20 protein-coding genes and 3 tRNA genes are annotated in these 20,519 nt (G+C 51.0%); 15 read left to right on the plus strand and 8 right to left on the minus strand.

Annotation, left to right across the window (positions count from 1 at the left end):
* Positions 1-11: 11 nt before the first annotated feature.
* Together rimI and holD are read right to left on the minus strand one after the other, a co-directional pair.
* Positions 12-458, minus strand: coding sequence for a ribosomal protein S18-alanine N-acetyltransferase (gene rimI / locus ACJHYD_RS06955; RefSeq protein WP_001092461.1), 447 nt, complete (start codon positions 456-458; stop codon positions 12-14).
* Positions 427-840: a DNA polymerase III subunit psi gene (gene holD / locus ACJHYD_RS06960; RefSeq protein WP_001550566.1), complete on the minus strand. Its 414-nt coding sequence runs from the start codon at positions 838-840 to the stop codon at positions 427-429. The genes rimI and holD overlap by 32 nt, the downstream gene beginning before the upstream one ends.
* Positions 841-942: 102 nt before the next feature.
* On the opposite strand from holD, the gene rsmC reads away from it, so the two are divergent.
* The 4 genes from rsmC (at position 943) to ACJHYD_RS06980 (ending at position 2,496) form a co-directional block, all read left to right on the plus strand.
* A complete protein-coding gene (gene rsmC, locus ACJHYD_RS06965) occupies positions 943-1,974 on the plus strand; it encodes a 16S rRNA (guanine(1207)-N(2))-methyltransferase RsmC (RefSeq protein WP_001272308.1) in 1,032 nt (343 codons plus the stop codon).
* Positions 1,975-2,173: 199 nt separating this feature from the next.
* A tRNA-Leu gene (locus ACJHYD_RS06970) sits at positions 2,174-2,260 on the plus strand.
* A 28-nt stretch (positions 2,261-2,288) separates the two neighbouring features.
* Positions 2,289-2,375 (plus strand) — tRNA-Leu (locus ACJHYD_RS06975).
* A gap of 34 nt (positions 2,376-2,409) precedes the next feature.
* A tRNA-Leu gene (locus tag ACJHYD_RS06980) sits at positions 2,410-2,496 on the plus strand.
* A 38-nt stretch (positions 2,497-2,534) separates the two neighbouring features.
* Here the strand turns inward: ACJHYD_RS06980 and ACJHYD_RS06985 are convergent.
* Positions 2,535-2,771 carry a DUF1435 domain-containing protein gene (locus ACJHYD_RS06985; RefSeq protein ID WP_001550565.1) on the minus strand — a complete coding sequence of 79 codons (237 nt, stop codon included), beginning with the start codon at positions 2,769-2,771 and terminating at the stop codon, positions 2,535-2,537.
* Positions 2,772-2,911: 140 nt separating this feature from the next.
* Here ACJHYD_RS06985 and fhuF point away from each other — a divergent pair, with 140 nt between their 5' ends.
* Positions 2,912-3,700 (plus strand): siderophore-iron reductase FhuF, encoded by a 789-nt coding sequence (gene fhuF, locus ACJHYD_RS06990; protein WP_001550564.1) that lies wholly within the window; start codon positions 2,912-2,914, stop codon positions 3,698-3,700.
* A gap of 37 nt (positions 3,701-3,737) precedes the next feature.
* Here the strand turns inward: fhuF and bglJ are convergent, their stop codons facing one another.
* Positions 3,738-4,415: a DNA-binding transcriptional activator BglJ gene (gene bglJ / locus ACJHYD_RS06995; RefSeq protein ID WP_001300509.1), complete on the minus strand. Its 678-nt coding sequence runs from the start codon at positions 4,413-4,415 to the stop codon at positions 3,738-3,740.
* Complete coding sequence (locus ACJHYD_RS07000) at positions 4,373-5,098, minus strand: helix-turn-helix domain-containing protein (protein ID WP_000936635.1); 726 nt, start codon at positions 5,096-5,098, stop codon at positions 4,373-4,375. The genes bglJ and ACJHYD_RS07000 overlap by 43 nt, the downstream gene beginning before the upstream one ends.
* 618 nt (positions 5,099-5,716) lie before the next feature.
* Between ACJHYD_RS07000 and ACJHYD_RS07005 the strand changes: the two genes are divergently transcribed.
* From ACJHYD_RS07005 to opgB, 6 genes are all read left to right on the plus strand, one after another.
* Positions 5,717-6,487 carry a threonine/serine exporter ThrE family protein gene (locus ACJHYD_RS07005; RefSeq protein WP_001346517.1) on the plus strand — a complete coding sequence of 257 codons (771 nt, stop codon included), beginning with the start codon at positions 5,717-5,719 and terminating at the stop codon, positions 6,485-6,487.
* Entirely contained in the window at positions 6,478-6,951 is a 474-nt protein-coding gene (locus ACJHYD_RS07010; protein WP_000538191.1) for a threonine/serine exporter, read from the plus strand. Before ACJHYD_RS07005 ends, ACJHYD_RS07010 begins: the two co-directional genes overlap by 10 nt.
* Positions 6,952-7,057: 106 nt before the next feature.
* Entirely contained in the window at positions 7,058-7,597 is a 540-nt protein-coding gene (dnaT, locus tag ACJHYD_RS07015) for a primosomal protein DnaT (RefSeq protein ID WP_000098818.1), read from the plus strand.
* A gap of 2 nt (positions 7,598-7,599) precedes the next feature.
* Positions 7,600-8,337 (plus strand): DNA replication protein DnaC, encoded by a 738-nt coding sequence (gene dnaC / locus ACJHYD_RS07020; protein WP_000799911.1) that lies wholly within the window; start codon positions 7,600-7,602, stop codon positions 8,335-8,337.
* Positions 8,338-8,385: 48 nt separating this feature from the next.
* Positions 8,386-8,880, plus strand: coding sequence for a DUF2501 domain-containing protein YjjA (gene yjjA, locus ACJHYD_RS07025; protein WP_001308243.1), 495 nt, complete (start codon positions 8,386-8,388; stop codon positions 8,878-8,880).
* Between the two features lie 253 nt (positions 8,881-9,133).
* Positions 9,134-11,425, plus strand: coding sequence for a phosphatidylglycerol--membrane-oligosaccharide glycerophosphotransferase (gene opgB, locus ACJHYD_RS07030; protein WP_001292647.1), 2,292 nt, complete (start codon positions 9,134-9,136; stop codon positions 11,423-11,425).
* Positions 11,426-11,564: 139 nt separating this feature from the next.
* On the opposite strand, the gene lgoD is transcribed toward opgB, so the two are convergent.
* A complete protein-coding gene (gene lgoD / locus ACJHYD_RS07035; RefSeq protein WP_001596491.1) occupies positions 11,565-12,587 on the minus strand; it encodes an L-galactonate oxidoreductase in 1,023 nt (340 codons plus the stop codon).
* Between the two features lie 138 nt (positions 12,588-12,725).
* Here lgoD and ACJHYD_RS07040 point away from each other — a divergent pair, with 138 nt between their 5' ends.
* Together ACJHYD_RS07040 and ACJHYD_RS07045 are read left to right on the plus strand one after the other, a co-directional pair.
* Positions 12,726-13,640 carry a GntR family transcriptional regulator gene (locus ACJHYD_RS07040; protein WP_000091572.1) on the plus strand — a complete coding sequence of 305 codons (915 nt, stop codon included), beginning with the start codon at positions 12,726-12,728 and terminating at the stop codon, positions 13,638-13,640.
* 214 nt (positions 13,641-13,854) lie between these two features.
* Positions 13,855-15,216 carry an MFS transporter gene (locus tag ACJHYD_RS07045; RefSeq protein WP_000410144.1) on the plus strand — a complete coding sequence of 454 codons (1,362 nt, stop codon included), beginning with the start codon at positions 13,855-13,857 and terminating at the stop codon, positions 15,214-15,216.
* A 48-nt stretch (positions 15,217-15,264) separates the two neighbouring features.
* On the opposite strand, the gene tsr is transcribed toward ACJHYD_RS07045, so the two are convergent.
* Both tsr and hpaR read right to left on the minus strand, forming a co-directional pair.
* Entirely contained in the window at positions 15,265-16,929 is a 1,665-nt protein-coding gene (tsr, locus tag ACJHYD_RS07050; RefSeq protein ID WP_000919571.1) for a methyl-accepting chemotaxis protein, read from the minus strand.
* 118 nt (positions 16,930-17,047) lie between these two features.
* Entirely contained in the window at positions 17,048-17,494 is a 447-nt protein-coding gene (hpaR, locus tag ACJHYD_RS07055) for a homoprotocatechuate degradation operon regulator HpaR (protein WP_000543916.1), read from the minus strand.
* Between the two features lie 271 nt (positions 17,495-17,765).
* On the opposite strand from hpaR, the gene hpaG reads away from it, so the two are divergent.
* Positions 17,766-19,055: a 4-hydroxyphenylacetate degradation bifunctional isomerase/decarboxylase gene (hpaG, locus tag ACJHYD_RS07060; protein WP_021561431.1), complete on the plus strand. Its 1,290-nt coding sequence runs from the start codon at positions 17,766-17,768 to the stop codon at positions 19,053-19,055.
* Positions 19,052-20,518, plus strand: coding sequence for a 5-carboxymethyl-2-hydroxymuconate semialdehyde dehydrogenase (gene hpaE / locus ACJHYD_RS07065; protein ID WP_000757512.1), 1,467 nt, complete (start codon positions 19,052-19,054; stop codon positions 20,516-20,518). The genes hpaG and hpaE overlap by 4 nt, the downstream gene beginning before the upstream one ends.
* Position 20,519: the final 1 nt, after the last annotated feature.

Consider the following 20,519-nt stretch of genomic DNA (forward strand, 5'->3'; position numbering starts at 1 on the left):
TCCACCTTGTCTTACATACTGATTGGCAACGCCATGATGATGGCGTCTTCGCGACCGTCCGTGGTGGGGTAGTAATTGCGGCGAATCGTCGCCTCGTTAAAGCCTAAACTTTCGTACAGTGCAATGGCGGCAGCGTTTGAGGCACGGACTTCCAGCCATAGCGTCGCCACGCCGCGTTTTTCCAGTTCGTCGATCAGATGTTCCAGCAGCGCCCTTCCCAATCCCTGACGCTGATAGTCAGGATCGACCGCAATATTGAACAATGTAGCTTCATCCAGCACCACTTGCGTAATCGCAAACGCCGCCATTTTGCCGTTTTGCGTTAACTGAAAGTTGAGATAACGCTCGCCCTGGTTGCTGGCAAAGGTTTTCTCACTCCACGGAAAGGCGTGGGCGCGTTGTTCAATGTGGTAAGCCGCTGGTAAATCAGTCGTTTCGAGGGAAGAAATCGTGTTCATATGTGCAAATTTGTTGCCATAACGCGGCGCGTGCCATTGGGTTTGCCCGTAATTCGGTGAGCGCCGGTGATGCCACCTGAGCGCCTTCCAGTGATAGCGGTTCGTCAGTACCCAACCGCCAGCTGTTGCAGCGACTGCCTTGTGGCAGCATCGAGATTTTTTCTGGCGTCAGTTGCAGCACTTGATCGGGGCTGACGGTTAATGCGCGCAGAACATCGCTCACTAAAGGATCAGTCAGGGCGGGAAGATCGTTTGCCACCATCACCAGACGGACGTGTGCCGGGATCGCAATGGCAATCTCCCCCTGCAACGCGCCAGGGCGACGCAGCGACCACTGGGTAATGCCCAGTTGCTGTAACTGCCAGTCTCGTCGGGATGTCATAGCGAATCGCTCCTGTTGTCAGGGGCGCAAATATAGCAAATTCGTCGATACCGCGCCAACATATGGCTATAATCGCCGCCAGTATCAATTGAGGAGCATTCCATGTCTGCATTTACCCCGGCAAGTGAAGTCTTGCTGCGTCACAGTGATGATTTCGAACAAAGCCGTATTCTGTTTGCCGGAGACTTACAGGATGACCTGCCCGCGCGTTTAGATACCGCGGCCAGCCGTGCTCATACCCAGCAATTCCACCATTGGCAGGTGTTAAGCCGCCAGATGGGGGATAACGCCCGTTTTAGTCTGGTCGCAACGGCAGATGACGTCGCAGATTGCGATACGCTGATCTACTACTGGCCGAAGAATAAACCGGAAGCCCAGTTCCAGTTGATGAATTTACTTTCTCTGCTGCCGGTGGGCACGGATATTTTTGTCGTTGGCGAGAACCGCAGCGGCGTGCGCAGCGCCGAACAGATGCTGGCAGATTATGCGCCGTTGAATAAAGTCGACAGCGCCCGTCGCTGCGGCCTCTATTTTGGTCGTCTGGAAAAACAGCCGGAATTTGATGCGGATAAATTCTGGGGCGAATATAACGTGGATGGCCTGACGGTCAAAACGCTGCCGGGCGTGTTTAGCCGCGACGGTCTGGATGTCGGTAGCCAGTTACTGCTCTCGACGTTAACTCCGCACACGAAAGGTAAAGTGCTGGATGTCGGCTGTGGCGCGGGCGTGCTTTCTGTTGCCTTTGCGCGCCATTCGCCGAAAATTCGTCTCACTCTGTGCGATGTCTCTGCGCCAGCGGTAGAAGCCAGCCGCGCAACACTTGCGGCCAACGGTGTTGAAGGTGAAGTCTTTGCCAGTAACGTCTTTTCCGAGGTGAAAGGTCGTTTTGATATGATCATCTCCAACCCGCCGTTCCACGATGGGATGCAAACCAGCCTGGATGCGGCGCAAACGCTGATTCGCGGCGCGGTGCGTCATCTTAATAGCGGCGGCGAGCTGCGAATTGTAGCGAACGCCTTCCTGCCTTACCCGGACGTGCTGGATGAGACATTTGGCTTCCACGAAGTGATCGCGCAAACCGGGCGCTTCAAGGTGTATCGCGCCATTATGACCCGCCAGGCGAAGAAAGGTTGAGTATCTGATATCTGTCGCCGCATACCGTGTCGGATGCGGCGTACACGCCTTCTCTGACCGACAAACGAATTATCCACAATTCGCTGATGGACATTTTTCCAGCAATTACACCTCCGGCGATAATTAACTATTGACGAAAAGCTGAAAACCACTAGAATGCGCCTCCGTGGTAGCAATTCTTTTTAAGAATTGATGGTATGCGAAGGTGGCGGAATTGGTAGACGCGCTAGCTTCAGGTGTTAGTGTCCTTACGGACGTGGGGGTTCAAGTCCCCCCCCTCGCACCAAAAACCACGTTGATATTGCTCGCACTGGGCGAAGGTGGCGGAATTGGTAGACGCGCTAGCTTCAGGTGTTAGTGTTCTTACGGACGTGGGGGTTCAAGTCCCCCCCCTCGCACCAAACGAGGCGATATCAAAAAAAGTAAGATGACTGTGCGAAGGTGGCGGAATTGGTAGACGCGCTAGCTTCAGGTGTTAGTGTCCTTACGGACGTGGGGGTTCAAGTCCCCCCCCTCGCACCAATTATCTTTACTTCCTTTCTTGTTGCTTCCCTGTTTTATCATCCCTGCTTCAAATTCATTATCATCAGCATGATGCCAGCAATAAGCGCCAGGCACGATGGCAGCAAAATGTAATGCCGCAACTGTTTGTGATACAGCATCACCGGCGTCAATACTAATCCCATCAGAATGACAATCCGCCACTGATCCGGCGATAAATCCGCATACATCAGCCCTGCAATTAGCAATCCCGGCAGCAACACTCCCCAGCCACTGCCCAGCGTACGTTGCAACATGGTTTCATCTCTTTCATTGATAATGATAACCAATATCATATGATAATTTTTATCATTTGCAAGCCAGAGAAATCCCTTGCTATCGGGTAAACCTATCGCTAGGATTAGCAATCATTATCATTTAGATTACTATCCCGATTATGGCCTATCGTTCCGCACCGCTCTATGAAGATGTTATCTGGCGAACGCATCTCCAGCCGCAGGATGCTGGGCTTGCACAAGCCGTACGGGCGACGATCGCCGAACATCGTGAACATTTGCTCGAGTTTATCCGCCTGGATGAACCCGCTCCGCTTAACGCCATGACGCTGGCGCAATGGTCATCAACGAATGCGCTAAGTTCTCTACTCGCGGTCTATTCCGATCATATCTATCGCAACCAACCAACGATGATCCGCGAGAACAAACCGCTGATCTCACTATGGGCGCAATGGTATATCGGCCTGATGGTGCCACCATTAATGTTGGCGCTGCTGACGCAGGAAAAAGCATTAGATGTGTCGCCGGAACATTTCCACGTTGAGTTTCACGAAACCGGACGCGCCGCCTGTTTCTGGGTCGATGTGTGTGAAGATAAAAACGCAACACCACATTCGCCGCAGCAGCGAATGGAAACGTTAATCAGCCAGGCGCTGGTTCCGGTTGTGCAGGCATTAGAAGCGACGGGAGAGATCAACGGCAAACTTATCTGGAGTAATACCGGTTATTTGATCAACTGGTATCTCACTGAGATGAAGCAGCTGCTTGGCGAGGCGACGGTTGAATCGCTGCGCCATGCCCTCTTTTTTGAGAAAATGCTCACGAACGGTGAAGATAATCCACTCTGGCGTACCGTGGTACTGCGCGACGGCCTGCTGGTGCGCCGCACTTGCTGCCAGCGTTATCGCTTACCGGATGTGCAGCAATGTGGCGATTGTACGCTGAAATGAAAGCACTGCCGGGGAAGTAAACCCGGCATCATGCGGATTAATAGGGATGCAACACATTACTTGCTTCGCAATGCCGCATACATAACAGAATATCTGCGGCCTCCAACAACCCTGCATCAGAACTGACGCCCAGTTTCGACATCACATTAAATTTATGTGCACGGATCGTTTTGATATTGCGTTTAAGCTGCTCGGCAATTTGTGTCATTGAGTAGCCACGCGACATAAAGCGCAATATTTCTCTCTCCGTCGGGCTTAGCGTTCGGCTTTGATTAATGTACCACTGATTGTTCAGTCGGTCGGTCGCCTGACGTACACCATTTAATGACAAAAAGAGTTCCTGATGAAAAATCTCCAGCGTTGACGCTTTACTTAATACACCGTCCAACGGTGATGGCGACAATGAACCAATCAGCCGAGCTTCAATATCATCATCCGCAATAACTAAACGCCGGGTACGCGGAAACTTAATCGCCAGTTCAGTCAGGCAAGATAATCCCTCTCTGCGCTCACTTCTCATGGCAGAAAAAGAAAAAATGACCGCCGCAAACGAGATCCGCGACATGGCATCCTGAAATGACTCCTGACTGGTATAGGTATGGAGCTTATAAGGGTTACCCGCAAACTTTCTGAATAAACTCTCAATACCGATACTACTCATGACGCATTTTTCTATGAGTGCGACATTTCTCTTCTTAATTCGGCTGTGTTCCATTCTGCGGCATCTCCATAAACAGAAGGCAAGTTAAGTTCTCTTGCACCCTGCGCGCTATTTATCCATGCATACATTTCAGCGTTGCTGTGAATTGCCAGTCGACGCATCGCACTGTTTTTTTGGGCGCTGATAGTTTTATTACTTTTCTTAAGCAATGAAGCTATCTGGTTGATGCCCCATCCTTTACCTAATAGCCGCAGTACCTTGCGCTCTGAAAGAGTGAGAATGACGGAGCGATAGCTAAAATCATGAGTTTCAGTCATTGCCGGAGAGGTCAGCATGGCGCTGATACGCTCTGCGTGCGTATTGCCGGAACGTACGGTCTTGACCAGATTCTCAATGGGTTCAACATCAGACAATAACGTCGCCGTAGGGCACATAAGCAGTTCTACTGCCTGGGAATACCAGGAGCGTGACACCATGAAAACCCAGTGAATTTCCCGATATTGCGAGATTAAAGAATAATAATGTTCACAAACAGAACGTGGATCTTCACTTTCACCGGCTAAATCAGCAATGACTAATCCGGAACGACGTAATTGTAATAAGGTAAGGTCCTCCGCAGAGGCGCTGGATATTATTTCATATTCAGGGAAGTGAGTCCTCATGACCTCTTTTAACCCTGCTTGCATAACAGGTATTTTACTGATAACAATTCCATTTTTGCAGCATCCTGGCAACATATTTCCTCCACATCCACTGTCTAAAAATTACGATGGTTTATTCAGGATATTCATTCCTTAAATGTTTCCAGCAAATTAATAGATTAAGCGAATAAATTATCCTTAGCATTCACTTTCATATCAGCATACTCCTGCTGCACAACAACTCCACTGCATGTGTCAGAAGGTTAGCATCAAATGATAACCTGGTGAAATAGCCTGGAGACATTTAAAATATCTACATTAAGTTGTTAGAAATACTTAATGAAAAACAGAATTCTCATTCATTTAATTTATAATTAACTGATATCCCTTCCAGTAGAATGCAAAATCACACAATCAATATTTATTCAATAAAATCTGATAGTTTTAACTTGTAAAAATTAAAAAACGCGCCCAGTTATCTTTTATCCTGATTCGTAAAGGCTAAACAATAAATTCATTATAGTGATAATATTCATGTGATAATTTATTTGCGACGAGAGATAATTCGCTTTTTATCACCGAGCTTCTCCCGATAACCAGGATTAATCAGCGCAATTTTGATCTTAACCTACCGCAAAACAACCGTGCTTCATGATACAAATGGATTCTCATTATCTGAACAATACGCAGCACGTCTATGACAAAGGGCGAGTTATGCAAACTGAGCAACAGCGAGCCGTAACACGGCTTTGTATCCAGTGTGGATTATTTCTTTTGCAACATGGTGCGGAAAGCGCGTTGGTTGATGAGCTTTCCTCACGACTGGGTCGGGCGTTGGGAATGGACAGCGTCGAAAGTTCTATCTCTTCGAACGCCATAGTGCTGACAACCATTAAAGATGGGCAATGCCTGACATCGACACGAAAAAATCACGATCGCGGCATTAATATGCATGTGGTGACTGAAGTCCAGCACATTGTGATTCTGGCGGAGCATCATCTGCTGGATTACAAAGGTGTAGAGAAACGATTTAGCCAAATTCAGCCATTACGTTACCCGAGATGGCTGGTAGCCTTAATGGTCGGCCTTTCTTGCGCCTGTTTCTGTAAACTCAATAAAGGTGGCTGGGATGGTGCCGTCATCACCTTCTTTGCCAGTACGGTCGCGATGTATATCCGCCAGCTGCTGGCACAACGTCATCTTCATCCACAGATCAACTTTTGCCTCACCGCTTTCGCCGCCACCACCATTTCCGGTTTGCTTTTGCAACTTCCCACTTTCAGCAATACACCCACCATCGCGATGGCCGCCAGCGTTCTGCTGCTGGTGCCGGGTTTTCCGTTGATTAATGCCGTCGCCGATATGTTTAAAGGCCACATCAATACCGGACTGGCACGCTGGGCGATCGCCAGTCTGCTGACACTGGCTACCTGCGTCGGCGTGGTGATGGCACTGACGATTTGGGGGCTACGCGGATGGGTGTGATCGAATTTCTGTTAGCGTTGGCGCAGGATATGATCCTCGCCGCCATTCCTGCGGTCGGCTTTGCGATGGTGTTCAACGTTCCCGTGCGGGCGTTACGCTGGTGTGCGCTGCTTGGATCGATAGGTCATGGTTCCCGAATGATCTTAATGACCAGCGGGCTGAATATTGAGTGGTCAACTTTTATGGCTTCTATGCTGGTCGGCACCATTGGTATTCAATGGTCGCGCTGGTATCTGGCGCATCCGAAAGTGTTTACCGTGGCGGCTGTTATTCCTATGTTCCCTGGCATATCGGCTTATACCGCAATGATTTCGGCGGTAAAAATCAGCCAGCTAGGTTACAGCGAACCGTTGATGATTACCCTGTTAACCAACTTTCTTACAGCTTCATCAATTGTTGGTGCGTTATCCATCGGTCTTTCCATTCCTGGATTATGGTTGTACCGCAAGCGCCCTCGCGTATAAAATTGCCTCGCTTAAGCACACGGATGAGAGACAGCCTCCTCTCCTCCGTGTGTTACTATAAAAGTTATCTCCCTTCTCGTTCATCGTTCCATATTTGAGAAACAGTATGTCTTCCAGAGTTTTGACCCCGGACGTCGTTGGTATTGACGCCCTGGTACACGATCACCAAACCGTTCTGGCAAAAGCTGAAGGCGGTGTGGTTGCCGTATTTGCTAACAATGCCCCGGCGTTTTATGCCGTCACGCCTGCACGCCTGGCTGAACTGCTAGCGCTGGAAGAAAAGCTGGCGCGTCCGGGAAGCGATGTCGCTCTGGACGATCAACTCTATCAGGAACCGCAAGCTGCTCCCGTTGCTGTACCCATGGGGAAATTCGCCATGTATCCGGACTGGCAACCCGATGCCGACTTTATCCGCCTGGCGGCGCTATGGGGCGTGGCACTAAGAGAGCCGGTGACCACCGAAGAACTGGCCTCATTCATTGCCTACTGGCAGGCGGAAGGTAAAGTCTTTCACCATGTGCAGTGGCAACAAAAACTGGCGCGCAGCCTGCAAATCGGTCGTGCCAGCAACGGCGGACTGCCGAAACGAGATGTGAATACGGTCAGTGAACCTGACAGCCAAATTCCACCAGGATTCAGAGGGTAACGATGAAAAACGTTGGCGACCTGATGCAACGCCTGCAAAAAATGATGCCTGCCCATATCAAACCTGCTTTCAAAACGGGTGAAGAACTACTGGCCTGGCAGAAAGAACAAGGGGCGATCCGCTCCGCCGCTCTCGAACGTGAAAATCGGGCGATGAAAATGCAGCGCACCTTTAACCGCTCCGGTATTCGTCCACTGCATCAGAACTGCTCCTTTGAGAACTATCGCGTTGAGTGTGAAGGGCAGATGAATGCGTTAAGCAAAGCGCGCCAGTATGTCGAAGAGTTTGACGGCAACATCGCCAGCTTCATCTTTTCTGGTAAGCCAGGAACCGGCAAAAACCATCTGGCGGCGGCAATCTGCAACGAGCTGCTGCTACGCGGTAAATCCGTATTGATCATCACCGTGGCCGATATTATGTCGGCGATGAAAGATACCTTCAGGAATAGCGGTACCAGCGAAGAACAACTACTTAACGATCTGAGCAACGTTGATCTGCTGGTGATCGATGAGATCGGCGTGCAGACCGAATCGAAATACGAAAAAGTGATCATCAACCAGATCGTCGATCGCCGCTCTTCTTCCAAACGCCCAACCGGGATGCTGACCAACAGTAATATGGAAGAGATGACCAAGTTGCTGGGCGAACGCGTGATGGACCGTATGCGCCTGGGTAACAGTTTGTGGGTGATCTTCAACTGGGATAGCTACCGTAGCCGGGTAACGGGTAAAGAGTATTAATCCCCGTTTCTGGCGGTATACTGCGACACAATTCCACCTTGAGTAATGATGATGAAAACTGTTAAACATCTTCTGTGCTGTGCCATTGCCGCCAGCGCATTAATTTCCACCGGGGTGCATGCTGCGTCCTGGAAAGATGCGCTCTCCAGCGCCGCCAGCGAACTTGGCAACCAAAACAGCACGACACAGGAAGGCGGTTGGTCGCTCGCGTCATTAACTAACTTGCTTAGCAGCGGGAACCAGGCCTTAAGCGCAGATAACATGAACAATGCCGCAGGCATTCTGCAATACTGCGCGAAGCAAAAGCTGGCTTCGGTAACCGATGCCGAAAACATCAAGAATCAGGTACTGGAAAAACTGGGCCTGAACAGTGAAGAGCAAAAAGAAGACACCAACTATCTGGATGGCATTCAGGGTTTGCTGAAAACCAAAGATGGTCAGCAACTCAATCTGGATAATATTGGAACGACTCCGCTGGCAGAAAAGGTGAAAACCAAAGCCTGCGATCTGGTGTTAAAGCAGGGGCTGAACTTCATTTCCTGAACCGCGAAACGCCGCGTTTTAGCTGTTACCCGGCTGACGCGGCTCTCTCCTGCCCTTTTCCCTGCTCCTGGACGGTTTTCCCCCTGTTACACGGGAAGCGACCGCGATCAAAAAAGTCTGTTTATAAACTAATTCCTAACAACATCGCATTTTTTTGACACTAGAATTGCAGCAATATGGCGACGCCATTACATTGTGCTTCTCAAAAAGCTTAAACGTTGGCTAAACGGCCCGGTTTAGTGAGGATCGCCCGTTGTCAGAACTACTCTCTTTCGCCCTTTTTCTCGCCTCTGTGCTGATTTACGCATGGAAAGCGGGACGTAACACCTGGTGGTTTGCAGCCACATTAACGGTACTGGGGCTATTTGTCGTTTTAAATATCACCCTGTTTGCCAGCGACTATTTTACTGGCGATGGTATTAACGACGCGGTTCTCTATACCTTAACCAACAGCCTGACCGGTGCTGGTGTCAGTAAATACATCCTGCCTGGTATCGGCATTGTGCTGGGGCTGACGGCGGTGTTCGGTGCGCTGGGCTGGATCCTGCGCCGTCGTCGCCATCATCCGCACCATTTTGGTTACAGCCTGCTGGCACTCTTACTGGCGCTGGGCTCAGTGGATGCCAGCCCGGCATTTCGTCAGATAACGGAACTAGTGAAATCCCAGTCACGCGACGGCGACCCGGACTTTGCGGCTTATTATAAAGAGCCGTCGAAAACTATCCCTGACCCGAAACTCAACCTGGTTTATATCTACGGCGAAAGTCTCGAGCGGACCTATTTTGATAACGAGGCTTTCCCGGATCTCACGCCTGAACTGGGCGCGTTGAAAAATGAAGGCCTGGATTTCAGCCACACGCAGCAGCTGCCGGGAACAGATTACACGATTGCTGGCATGGTGGCTTCTCAGTGCGGCATACCGCTGTTTGCCCCCTTTGAAGGTAACGCCTCCGCCTCTGTCTCCAGCTTCTTCCCGCAGAACATCTGTCTGGGCGATATCCTGAAAAACTCGGGTTATCAGAACTATTTCGTGCAGGGCGCGAATCTGCGTTTTGCCGGTAAAGATGTGTTCCTGAAATCGCACGGCTTCGACCACTTATTCGGCTCAGAAGAGCTGAAAAGCGTGGTGGCCGACCCGCACTATCGCAACGACTGGGGATTCTACGACGATACCGTTCTCGATGAAGCGTGGAAAAAGTTTGAAGAGCTTTCCCGCTCAGGTCAGCGATTCTCACTGTTTACCCTGACAGTCGATACCCATCACCCGGATGGTTTTATCTCGCGTACCTGTAACCGCAAAAAATATGATTTTGACGGTAAGCCGAATCAGTCATTCAGCGCGGTAAGTTGCAGCCAGGAGAATATCGCGACGTTTATCAACAAAATCAAAGCGTCACCGTGGTTTAAAGATACCGTCATCGTCGTCTCTTCTGACCATTTAGCGATGAACAACACGGCGTGGAAATACCTTAATAAACAGGATCGCAATAACCTGTTTTTTGTCATCCGTGGCGACAAGCCGCAGCAAGAGACGCTGGCGGTGAAGCGTAACACGATGGATAACGGCGCGACGGTGCTGGACATTCTCGGTGGCGATAACTATCTCGGACTTGGTCGTAGCAGTTTATCCGGGCAGTCAATGTCGGAAATCTTCCTCAATATCAAAGAGAAAACATTGGCGTGGAAGCCGGATATCATCCGCCTGTGGAAATTCCCTAAAGAGATGAAAGAGTTCACCATCGACCAGCAGAAAAACATGATTGCCTTCTCGGGTAGCCATTTCCGTTTGCCGCTGCTGTTGCGGGTTTCAGACAAACGCGTGGAACCGCTGCCGGAAAGTGAATACTCAGCACCGCTGCGTTTCCAGCTGGCCGATTTCGCTCCACGCGACAATTTCGTCTGGGTTGACCGTTGCTACAAGATGGCACAACTTTGGGCTCCGGAACTGGCACTCTCCACCGACTGGTGTGTCTCGCAAGGGCAGCTTGGCGGTCAGCAAATTGTCCAGCATGTTGACAAAACAACATGGAAGGGCAAAACGGCATTTAAAGATACGGTCATCGACATGGCGCGTTACAAAGGCAATGTCGATACGCTGAAGATTGTTGATAACGATATTCGCTACAAAGCCGACAGTTTCATCTTTAACGTCGCCGGTGCGCCAGAAGAGGTGAAACAGTTTAGCGGGATTTCCCGTCCGGAGTCGTGGGGCCGCTGGTCCAACGCGCAACTGGGCGATGAAGTAAAAATCGAGTACAAGCATCCGCTGCCGAAGAAATTTGACCTGGTGATTACTGCCAAAGCATACGGCAATAACGCCAGCCGTCCTATTCCGGTACGCGTAGGCAATGAAGAACAAACTCTTGTGCTGGGCAATGAAGTGACCACCACCACACTGCATTTCGATAACCCAACCGATGCCGACACACTGGTAATTGTGCCGCCGGAACCTGTCTCAACCAACGAAGGGAATATCCTCGGACACTCGCCGCGTAAGCTCGGGATCGGCATGGTGGAAATTAAAGTTGTGGAACGTGAAGGGTAATTTCTGACTGATGTGTAGGTCGCATAAGGTGCGACCTACACACCTTCTCCGGCCTACAAAACATCATTGAGAAACAGAAAAAAAACAGCGCCCAACACTTCCCCGGACGCTGCATGGCAACTTTAATAATCTCGCCTTATCAGAAAGTAATTACACCCTTAATCAACTCACGATTGTTAATCACATCGCGCTCGTAGGTTTCTGCCAGCGTGGCGAACGGGTAGCGATGGGTTAACATCATGTCGGCAGTGATTTTTCCTTCCGCCATCAGTCGACCGACTTTAGCGAAATCTTCCGGCGTGGCGTTGCGGCTACCCATCATCGTCGTTTCTTTTTTATGGAATTCCGGATCGGAGAACTGCAACTCACCTTTAAACAGACCGACAAATACCACCGTGCCGCCGTGACGAATCAGATTCACGGTGTTATTCATCGCATGTTGATTACCTGTCGCGTCGATCACTTTCTGCGCCAGCGAACCACCAAACTGCGCCCGCAGCTGCGCGTCAAAATCTTCGGCTGACGGGTCCAGTACAGGTAATTCCAGACGCGTTGCCACATGTTCACGGCGCGCCGGACTGGTATCCGCCACCACCACCTGTGCGCCATCGGCTTTAGCGATTGCCGCCGCGCCCAGACCGATTGGCCCCGCCCCGACCACCAGCACCTGCTCGCCGGGAGCAATGGCTGCGCGACGCACCGCATGAGCGCTAATAGCGAAAGGTTCAATTAATGCTGCCGCCTGCGGGTCAATACCATCTGCGGGCAAAATGTTCGCCACCGGCACGCTCAAATACTCACTAAAACCGCCATCCTGATGCACGCCAATGACTGAAATTTTTTCACAGCAATTGGTACGCCCGCTTTTACACGTCGGGCATTGCTGACAGGCAACATAAGGGATCACCGCTACTTGCTGTCCATTTTTAAGATTTGCAATATTTTTACCCAGCCCAACAATCTCCCCACATATTTCATGGCCTAAAACGCGTGGATAACTAAAAAATGGTTGATTCCCACCCCAGGCATGAATATCGGTACCACAAATGCCGACTGACTTAATTTTTATTAATGCTTCATTGTCACCCGGAATAGGTATCTCGCGTTGTTTCCAGACTAATTCTTTCGGCTGCTGGCAAATTAAAACATTCATCGTAGACATGATTCGGCTCTCCATTTTTTGTTGCCTTAGATATCAATGAAAATGAAAAATGGCAGCGGAACGGAAAATCTGTTTTGTGAAAACACACGCATAAAAATGTTTTAAATCGGGTTTTAATGGACTCACAAGGAGGAAAATATGAGTCGTTCACAAAATTTACGCCACAATGTGATTAACCAGGTCATTGATGATATGGCGCGGGGTCATATCCCTTCCCCACTTCCATCGCAAAGTGCGCTGGCGGAAATGTACAACATCAGCCGCACTACAGTGCGTCATATTCTCAGCCACTTACGCGAATGCGGCGTCTTAACGCAGGTTGGAAACGACTATGTTATTGCGCGTAAACCTGACCATGATGACGGTTTCGCCTGTACTACCGCTTCAATGAGTGAACAAAACAAAGTGTTTGAGCAGGCTTTTTTCACGATGATAAACCAGCGCCAGTTACGCCCTGGGGAAACTTTTTCTGAACTGCAACTGGCTCGGGCCGCGGGTGTCAGCCCGGTTGTAGTAAGAGAATATCTTTTAAAATTCGGCCGTTATAATCTTATTCAAAGCGAAAAGCGCGGCCAGTGGAGCATGAAGCAATTCGATCAATCCTACGCCGAGCAGCTGTTTGAACTACGCGAAATGCTCGAAACACATTCACTTCAGCACTTTCTCAACCTGCCTGATCATGATCCCCGCTGGCTGCAGGCGAAAACCATGCTCGAACGTCATCGGCTACTGCGTGACAACATCGGCAATAGCTTTCGCATGTTCTCGCAACTTGACAGAGATTTTCACTCCTTACTGCTTTCAGCTGCCGACAATATCTTTTTTGATCAATCTCTTGAGATCATCTCAGTCATCTTTCATTTTCACTATCAATGGGACGAAAGCGATCTTAAACAGCGCAATATCATTGCCGTCGATGAGCATATGACCATTCTCAGCGCTCTGATTTGCCGCAGTGACCTTGATGCCACCCTTGCGCTCCGTAACCATTTGAATTCAGCTAAACAATCAATGATTCGATCCATTAATGAGAACACGCGTTATGCTCATTAAGTACGGATTAAAAACAGCAAACTATTAGCGGGTGCACGGTTTTATCAAAAGATAAATACCGGGAAATTCCCGCTTACCTATGCTCACAATCAGTCGACTAAAAATGTTTTTGTGAGCGGTAGTAAAGTCCTAAAACTTTAACCTGCCGTTAATATCAACCTTGCGTAATGCACAATTACGTAAACAATTAAAATTATAAATACAGGAGTCCGGCGTGGAAAAAGAAAATATCACCCTCGATCCGCGTTCTTCATTTACTCCATCTTCGTCGGCAGATATTCCCGTGCCACCAGATGGATTAGTTCAACGCAGTACCCGAATTAAACGCATTCAAACCACCGCCATGTTGTTATTATTTTTTGCGGCGGTAATCAATTATCTCGACCGCAGTTCGCTGTCGGTAGCAAATTTAACGATTCGTGAAGAATTGGGATTAAGTGCCACCGAAATCGGCGCTTTGCTCTCCGTGTTTTCACTCGCTTACGGGATTGCGCAACTTCCTTGCGGCCCACTATTGGATCGTAAAGGCCCACGCCTGATGCTGGGACTGGGGATGTTCTTCTGGTCACTGTTCCAGGCCATGTCTGGCATGGTGCACAGCTTTACGCAGTTCGTGTTGGTGCGTATCGGTATGGGGATTGGTGAAGCGCCGATGAACCCATGTGGCGTAAAAGTCATTAACGACTGGTTCAACATCAAAGAGCGCGGACGCCCGATGGGCTTCTTCAACGCAGCTTCTACCATTGGCGTTGCCGTAAGCCCACCGATTCTGGCGGCGATGATGCTGGTGATGGGCTGGCGTGGGATGTTTATTACCATTGGTGTGCTGGGGATTTTTCTCGCCATTGGCTGGTATATGCTCTATCGCAACCGCGAGCACGTAGAACTGACTGCCGTTGAACAAGCTTATCTCAATGCAGGTAGCGTCAATGCCCGCCGAGATCCGCTCAGTTTTGCCGAATGGCGCAGCCTGTTCCGTAACCGCACAATGTGGGGAATGATGCTCGGATTCAGTGGCATCAACTACACTGCGTGGCTGTATCTGGCCTGGCTTCCTGGTTACCTGCAAACAGCCTATAACCTGGATTTAAAAAGCACAGGGTTGATGGCGGCTATCCCTTTCCTGTTTGGGGCTGCCGGGATGCTGGTCAACGGTTACGTTACTGACTGGCTGGTCAAAGGGGGAATGGCTCCGATTAAAAGCCGTAAGATCTGCATTATTGCCGGGATGTTCTGTTCTGCCGCCTTTACGCTGGTCGTACCGCAAGCGACAACATCCATGACGGCGGTTCTGCTGATTGGCATGGCACTGTTCTGTATTCACTTTGCCGGAACATCCTGCTGGGGCTTGATCCACGTCGCAGTTGCTTCTCGCATGACGGCGTCGGTGGGCAGTATCCAGAACTTTGCCAGCTTCATCTGCGCCTCTTTTGCGCCGATCATTACTGGTTTTATTGTTGATACCACCCACTCATTCCGTCTGGCACTAATCATCTGCGGTTGCGTCACCGCAGCGGGAGCACTGGCGTACATCTTCCTGGTTCGTCAGCCGATCAACGACCCGCGTAAAGATTAAACTCCCTATGCCCGATAACATTTTGCTTATCGGGCATTTTTATGGCGATTAAAACGTTTCCCAGTTCTCCCCGCTATCTGCCACGGCCATTTTACGCGGCGTAGCTGGCGTCACGGTTTTTACTACAGCCGATGTTTCACGCTGCTGTTGCTGCTGTTGCTGAATCCGGAACACTGCCACAGCTTCGGTCAGGCGACTGGCCTGCTCTTCCAGCGCGGCGGCGGCAGCGGCAGATTCTTCCACCAGCGCAGCGTTCTGTTGAGTTACCCGGTCCATCTCAGCAACCGCTAAGCCAACCTGATCGATACCACGGCTCTGCTCATCAGAAGCAGAAGCAATTTCGCCCATAATGTCCGTCACGCGGGTCACGGCGCTGACAATCTCCGCCATTGTTTCCCCGGCGCTTTCGACCAGCGTAGAGCCAACATCCACTTTCCCCACCGAGTCTTCAATCAGGCTTTTAATTTCACGAGCCGCCTGGGCGCTGCGCTGGGCCAGATTACGCACTTCTCCCGCGACCACCGCAAAACCGCGCCCTTGCTCACCCGCACGCGCAGCCTCAACCGCGGCGTTCAAAGCCAGAATATTGGTCTGGAAGGCAATGCCGTCAATTACGCTGATAATATCGGCGATTTTCTGCGAACTGGTGGAGATATCGCGCATGGTCTGTACTACGTTATCCACCACTTTGCCGCCGCGTTGCGCCGTTTCAGAAGCACTTAACGCCAGATGGCTGGCCTGACGCGCATTCTCGGCGTTCTGTTTCACCGTTGCGGTCAGTTGCTCCATGCTGGCTGCCGTCTCTTCCAGCGAAGCGGCCTGTTGCTCGGTGCGCGAAGAGAGATCGTTATTGCCGGTGGCGATTTCGCTGGCACCGCTATAAATGGCATTGGCCCCGTTGCGCACATCACCGACGGTACGCATCAGCTCTCCCTGCATATGGCGCAAACTCTCTGCCAGTTGCCCCATCTCATTAGAGCCATCCACCTCAATCGGTTTCACCAGATCGCCGCCTGCAATATGACGAATGCTGTCAATCAGGCGATTCATTGGCGCTACCAACGAGGCTTTAATACCGAACCAGACGGCGAAGATGACCGCCAGTACGACGATCATCACGCCCACCAGAATCCACATCGCCTGGCTGTAGGAGGCATTATTATCGCTGACGGCGATATCATAGAGCCGATCGTTTTGCTCCATGTAAGCCACATACTGCTTCTCGAAACCGTCCTGATATCCCTGGGTCGGCTGATCAAAGAACTCGTTGATTTTGCCTGCACCTAACAGTTGGATCAGCTCCGCCAGCGCATTGTGATAAATATCGTAATTACGTTTGATCTCTGCCGCTGCGGCGGTGCTCTGACGCGGGTCACGCGGCAACGCTTCGTAATCCGCCCAGTTTTTTTCCGCCTGTTTCAGCGAAATACTGGCACTCTGCATCAGCTCAGCAACGGTTGAACCGCTACCAATATTATTCTGATCCATCATGTAGCGGATACCCGCGCGGTTGAGGGTGTTACGCGTCTGCAACAACGCGACCCAGCTGCCATTCAGCGTGGATTGCTGCTGGCGAATGGTTTGTAAAACAGTGAAATTTTCTTTGTCATTCTTTAAGGCATTAAAGAACAGACCGCCTGATGTCAGTTGTAAAAGGCCAAAAACGGCCAAAACCAGCAGTAAGCTGGTCACAATTTTGATACGTTTTAACATGGTTTCTCTTTCCTGTGGACCGATGCAAGATTTTCGGCCTGGAAAGCAAAAACTTTATGAAAAGGTGTAACCCGCCATCCATGGAAAAACCAGGCGCTGGTTATCAGATACTAAAAAGTTATTCATTATCGCCCGGGATGTCTTCTTGTCGGGAATTGCCCAGAGCAATAAATTCCTCTAACAGATGGGTTAACTGTTGCATTTTCTCGGCAGTAAACTGAGCTTCAATCTGCCGATAGGCTTCTTCAATCTGTGTCTGGGCGCGGTTATACAGCGCCTGCCCCTCTTTGGTTAGCGAGATATAGAGCTTCCGCTGATCATTGATCGGCTTTAATCGCAACACTAAACCGTCGCGTTCCATCCGCGTGAGGATCCCGGTCAGGCTTGGGCGCAAAATGCAGGCGCGATACGCCAGATCGTGAAAATCCATTGATGGGCTTTCCGCCAGAATACGCACGATGCGCCACTGTTGCTCAGTCAAATTATGCCGTTTAACGATTGGGCGAAAATAACTCATCGCCGCTTCTCGCGCCTGGAGCAACGCAATGGTTAGTGAGTCGTGCATTATCTTTCCCCTGAAAAATTCAAAATCATTAATATAGAAACAGTTAATCATCACGTTACCGGGACTGAGCTATCCCCGCAATTCCTCATTTTATCAAAATTGAGCATACTTTATTAACTTACTGATATTTAGTATTTTATTACCTGCAAATGTAAATAGTTTGTTAATTAGATCACATTTACATCACTTACTTTTGCCAAACTACGCAATCGGGAATAAAAGTAATCATTAACATATTAATGATTAAAATGATCGAATCCGAGGAGTGGTAATGAAAGGCACTATCTTCGCCGTAGCGTTGAACCATCGCAGCCAGCTTGATGTATGGCAGGAAGCGTTCCAGCAATCCCCCTACAAAGCCCCGCCTAAAACTGCGGTCTGGTTTATTAAACCGCGCAATACGGTGATTGGTTGCGGTGAACCGATTCCCTTTCCACAGGGTGAAAAGGTACTGAGCGGTGCGACAGTTGCGCTGATTGTGGGAAAAACGGCGACGAAAGTACGTGAAGAAGATGCGGCAGAGTACATCGCCGGATATGCGCTGGCTAACGACGTCAGCCTGCCGGAAGAGAGCTTTTACCGCCCGGCAATCAAAGCAAAATGTCGTGATGGATTCTGCCCCATTGGCGAAACCGTGGCTCTCAGCAATGTCGATAATCTGACCATCTATACCGAGATCAACGGGCGTCCTGCCGATCACTGGAACACCTCCGATTTACAACGTAACGCCGCGCAGTTGCTGAGCGCCCTGAGCGAATTTGCCACGCTGAATCCAGGCGATGCCATTCTGCTCGGCACGCCACAGGCGCGCGTGGAAATACAGCCAGGCGATCGCGTGCGTGTTCTCGCAGAAGGTTTCCCGCCGCTGGAAAATCCGGTAGTGGACGAACGTGAAGTGACCACGCGCAAGAGCTTCCCAACGCAGCCACACCCGCACGGCACGCTGTTTGCCCTCGGCCTGAACTACGCCGACCACGCCAGCGAACTGGAATTTAAGCCACCGGAAGAACCGCTGGTGTTCCTGAAAGCGCCGAATACCCTCACGGGCGATAACCAGACCTCCGTGCGCCCGAACAATATTGAATACATGCACTACGAAGCGGAGCTGGTGGTAGTTATTGGCAAGCAGGCGCGTAACGTCAGCGAAGCCGATGCCATGGATTATGTCGCGGGCTACACCGTGTGTAACGACTACGCCATTCGCGACTATCTGGAAAACTACTACCGCCCTAACCTGCGGGTAAAAAGCCGCGACGGACTGACGCCGATGCTTTCAACCATCGTGCCGAAAGAGGCGATCCCGGACCCGCATAATCTGACCCTTCGCACCTTCGTCAACGGCGAGTTACGCCAGCAAGGCACCACCGCCGATCTGATCTTCAGCGTGCCCTTCCTGATCGCCTACTTAAGCGAATTTATGACCCTGAATCCGGGCGACATGATCGCCACCGGCACACCAAAAGGCTTATCTGACGTGGTGCCTGGTGATGAAGTAGTGGTGGAAGTAGAAGGCGTGGGCCGCCTGGTGAACCGAATTGTGAGTGAGGAAACAGCGAAATGAAAAAAGTAAATCATTGGATCAACGGCAAAAATGTTGCAGGTAACGACTACTTCCAGACCACCAATCCGGCAACGGGTGAAGTGCTGGCAGATGTGGCCTCCGGCGGTGAAGCGGAGATCAATCAGGCGGTAGCGGCAGCGAAAGAGGCGTTCCCGAAATGGGCCAATCTGCCGATGAAAGAGCGTGCGCGCCTGATGCGCCGTCTGGGCGATCTGATCGACCAGAACGTGCCTGAGATCGCCGCGATGGAAACCGCGGACACGGGCCTGCCGATCCATCAGACCAAAAATGTGTTGATCCCACGCGCTTCTCACAACTTTGAATTTTTCGCGGAAGTCTGCCAGCAGATGAACGGCAAGACCTATCCGGTTGACGACAAGATGCTCAACTACACGCTGGTGCAACCGGTAGGCGTTTGTGCGCTGGTATCGCCGTGGAACGTGCCGTTTATGACCGCCACATGGAAGGTCGCGCCGTGTCTGGCGCTGGGCAATACCGCGGTGCTGAAGATGTCGGAACTCTCCCCGCTGACCGCTGACCGCCTGGGTGAGCTGGCGCTGGAAGCCGGTATTCCGGCAGGCGTGCTGAACGTGGTACAGGGCTACGGCGCAACCGCAGGGGATGCGCTGGTTCGTCATCATGACGTACGTGCCGTGTCGTTCACCGGCGGTACGGCGACCGGGCGCAACATCATGAAAAACGCCGGGCTGAAAAAATACTCCATGGAACTGGGCGGTAAATCGCCGGTGCTGATTTTTGAAGATGCCGATATTGAACGCGCGCTGGACGCCGCCCTGTTCACCATCTTCTCGATCAACGGCGAGCGCTGCACCGCCGGTTCGCGCATCTTTATTCAGCAAAGCATCTACCCGGAATTCGTTAAACGCTTTGCCGAACGCGCCAACCGTCTGCGCGTGGGCGATCCGAACGATCCGAATACCCAGGTTGGGGCGCTTATCAGCCAGCAGCACTGGGAAAAAGTCTCTGGCTATATCCGTCTCGGCATTGAAGAAGGCGCAACCCTGCTGGCGGGCGGCCCGGATAAACCGTCTGACCTGCCTGCACATCTGAAAGGCGGCAACTTCCTGCGCCCAACGGTGCTGGCAGACGTAGATAACCGTATGCGCGTCGCCCAGGAAGAGATTTTCGGGCCGGTCGCCTGCCTGCTGCCGTTTAAAGACGAAGCCGAAGGTCTGCGCCTGGCAAACGACGTGGAGTACGGCCTCGCGTCATACATCTGGACACAGGATGTCAGCAAAGTGTTACGCCTGGCGCGTGGCATTGAAGCAGGCATGGTGTTCGTCAACACCCAGAACGTGCGTGACCTGCGCCAGCCATTTGGCGGCGTAAAAGCCTCCGGCACCGGGCGTGAAGGCGGTGAGTACAGCTTCGAAGTGTTCGCGGAAATGAAGAACGTCTGCATTTCCATGGGCGACCATCCAATTCCGAAATGGGGAGTCTGAT

Origin of the sequence: Escherichia sp. WS1368 (assembly GCF_046487485.1) — a bacterium.
Classification (GTDB): Bacteria; Pseudomonadota; Gammaproteobacteria; order Enterobacterales; family Enterobacteriaceae; genus Escherichia; species Escherichia coli.

What these genes read in the sequence shown, in the direction of transcription:
- dnaT (WP_000098818.1), top strand. Translation starts at nt 7,058, where the DNA reads ATGTCTTCCAGAGTTTTGACCCCGGACGTCGTTGGTATTGACGCCCTG.
- dnaC (WP_000799911.1), top strand. Translation starts at nt 7,600, where the DNA reads ATGAAAAACGTTGGCGACCTGATGCAACGCCTGCAAAAAATGATGCCT.
- ACJHYD_RS07005 (WP_001346517.1), top strand. Translation starts at nt 5,717, where the DNA reads ATGCAAACTGAGCAACAGCGAGCCGTAACACGGCTTTGTATCCAGTGT.
- hpaR (WP_000543916.1), bottom strand. Translation starts at nt 17,494, where the DNA reads ATGCACGACTCACTAACCATTGCGTTGCTCCAGGCGCGAGAAGCGGCG.
- bglJ (WP_001300509.1), bottom strand. Translation starts at nt 4,415, where the DNA reads ATGGAACACAGCCGAATTAAGAAGAGAAATGTCGCACTCATAGAAAAA.
- fhuF (WP_001550564.1), top strand. Translation starts at nt 2,912, where the DNA reads ATGGCCTATCGTTCCGCACCGCTCTATGAAGATGTTATCTGGCGAACG.
- rimI (WP_001092461.1), bottom strand. Translation starts at nt 458, where the DNA reads ATGAACACGATTTCTTCCCTCGAAACGACTGATTTACCAGCGGCTTAC.
- ACJHYD_RS07010 (WP_000538191.1), top strand. Translation starts at nt 6,478, where the DNA reads ATGGGTGTGATCGAATTTCTGTTAGCGTTGGCGCAGGATATGATCCTC.
- ACJHYD_RS07000 (WP_000936635.1), bottom strand. Translation starts at nt 5,098, where the DNA reads ATGTTGCCAGGATGCTGCAAAAATGGAATTGTTATCAGTAAAATACCT.
- holD (WP_001550566.1), bottom strand. Translation starts at nt 840, where the DNA reads ATGACATCCCGACGAGACTGGCAGTTACAGCAACTGGGCATTACCCAG.
- lgoD (WP_001596491.1), bottom strand. Translation starts at nt 12,587, where the DNA reads ATGTCTACGATGAATGTTTTAATTTGCCAGCAGCCGAAAGAATTAGTC.
- rsmC (WP_001272308.1), top strand. Translation starts at nt 943, where the DNA reads ATGTCTGCATTTACCCCGGCAAGTGAAGTCTTGCTGCGTCACAGTGAT.
- yjjA (WP_001308243.1), top strand. Translation starts at nt 8,386, where the DNA reads ATGATGAAAACTGTTAAACATCTTCTGTGCTGTGCCATTGCCGCCAGC.
- tsr (WP_000919571.1), bottom strand. Translation starts at nt 16,929, where the DNA reads ATGTTAAAACGTATCAAAATTGTGACCAGCTTACTGCTGGTTTTGGCC.
- ACJHYD_RS07040 (WP_000091572.1), top strand. Translation starts at nt 12,726, where the DNA reads ATGAGTCGTTCACAAAATTTACGCCACAATGTGATTAACCAGGTCATT.
- ACJHYD_RS06985 (WP_001550565.1), bottom strand. Translation starts at nt 2,771, where the DNA reads ATGTTGCAACGTACGCTGGGCAGTGGCTGGGGAGTGTTGCTGCCGGGA.
- hpaG (WP_021561431.1), top strand. Translation starts at nt 17,766, where the DNA reads ATGAAAGGCACTATCTTCGCCGTAGCGTTGAACCATCGCAGCCAGCTT.
- hpaE (WP_000757512.1), top strand. Translation starts at nt 19,052, where the DNA reads ATGAAAAAAGTAAATCATTGGATCAACGGCAAAAATGTTGCAGGTAAC.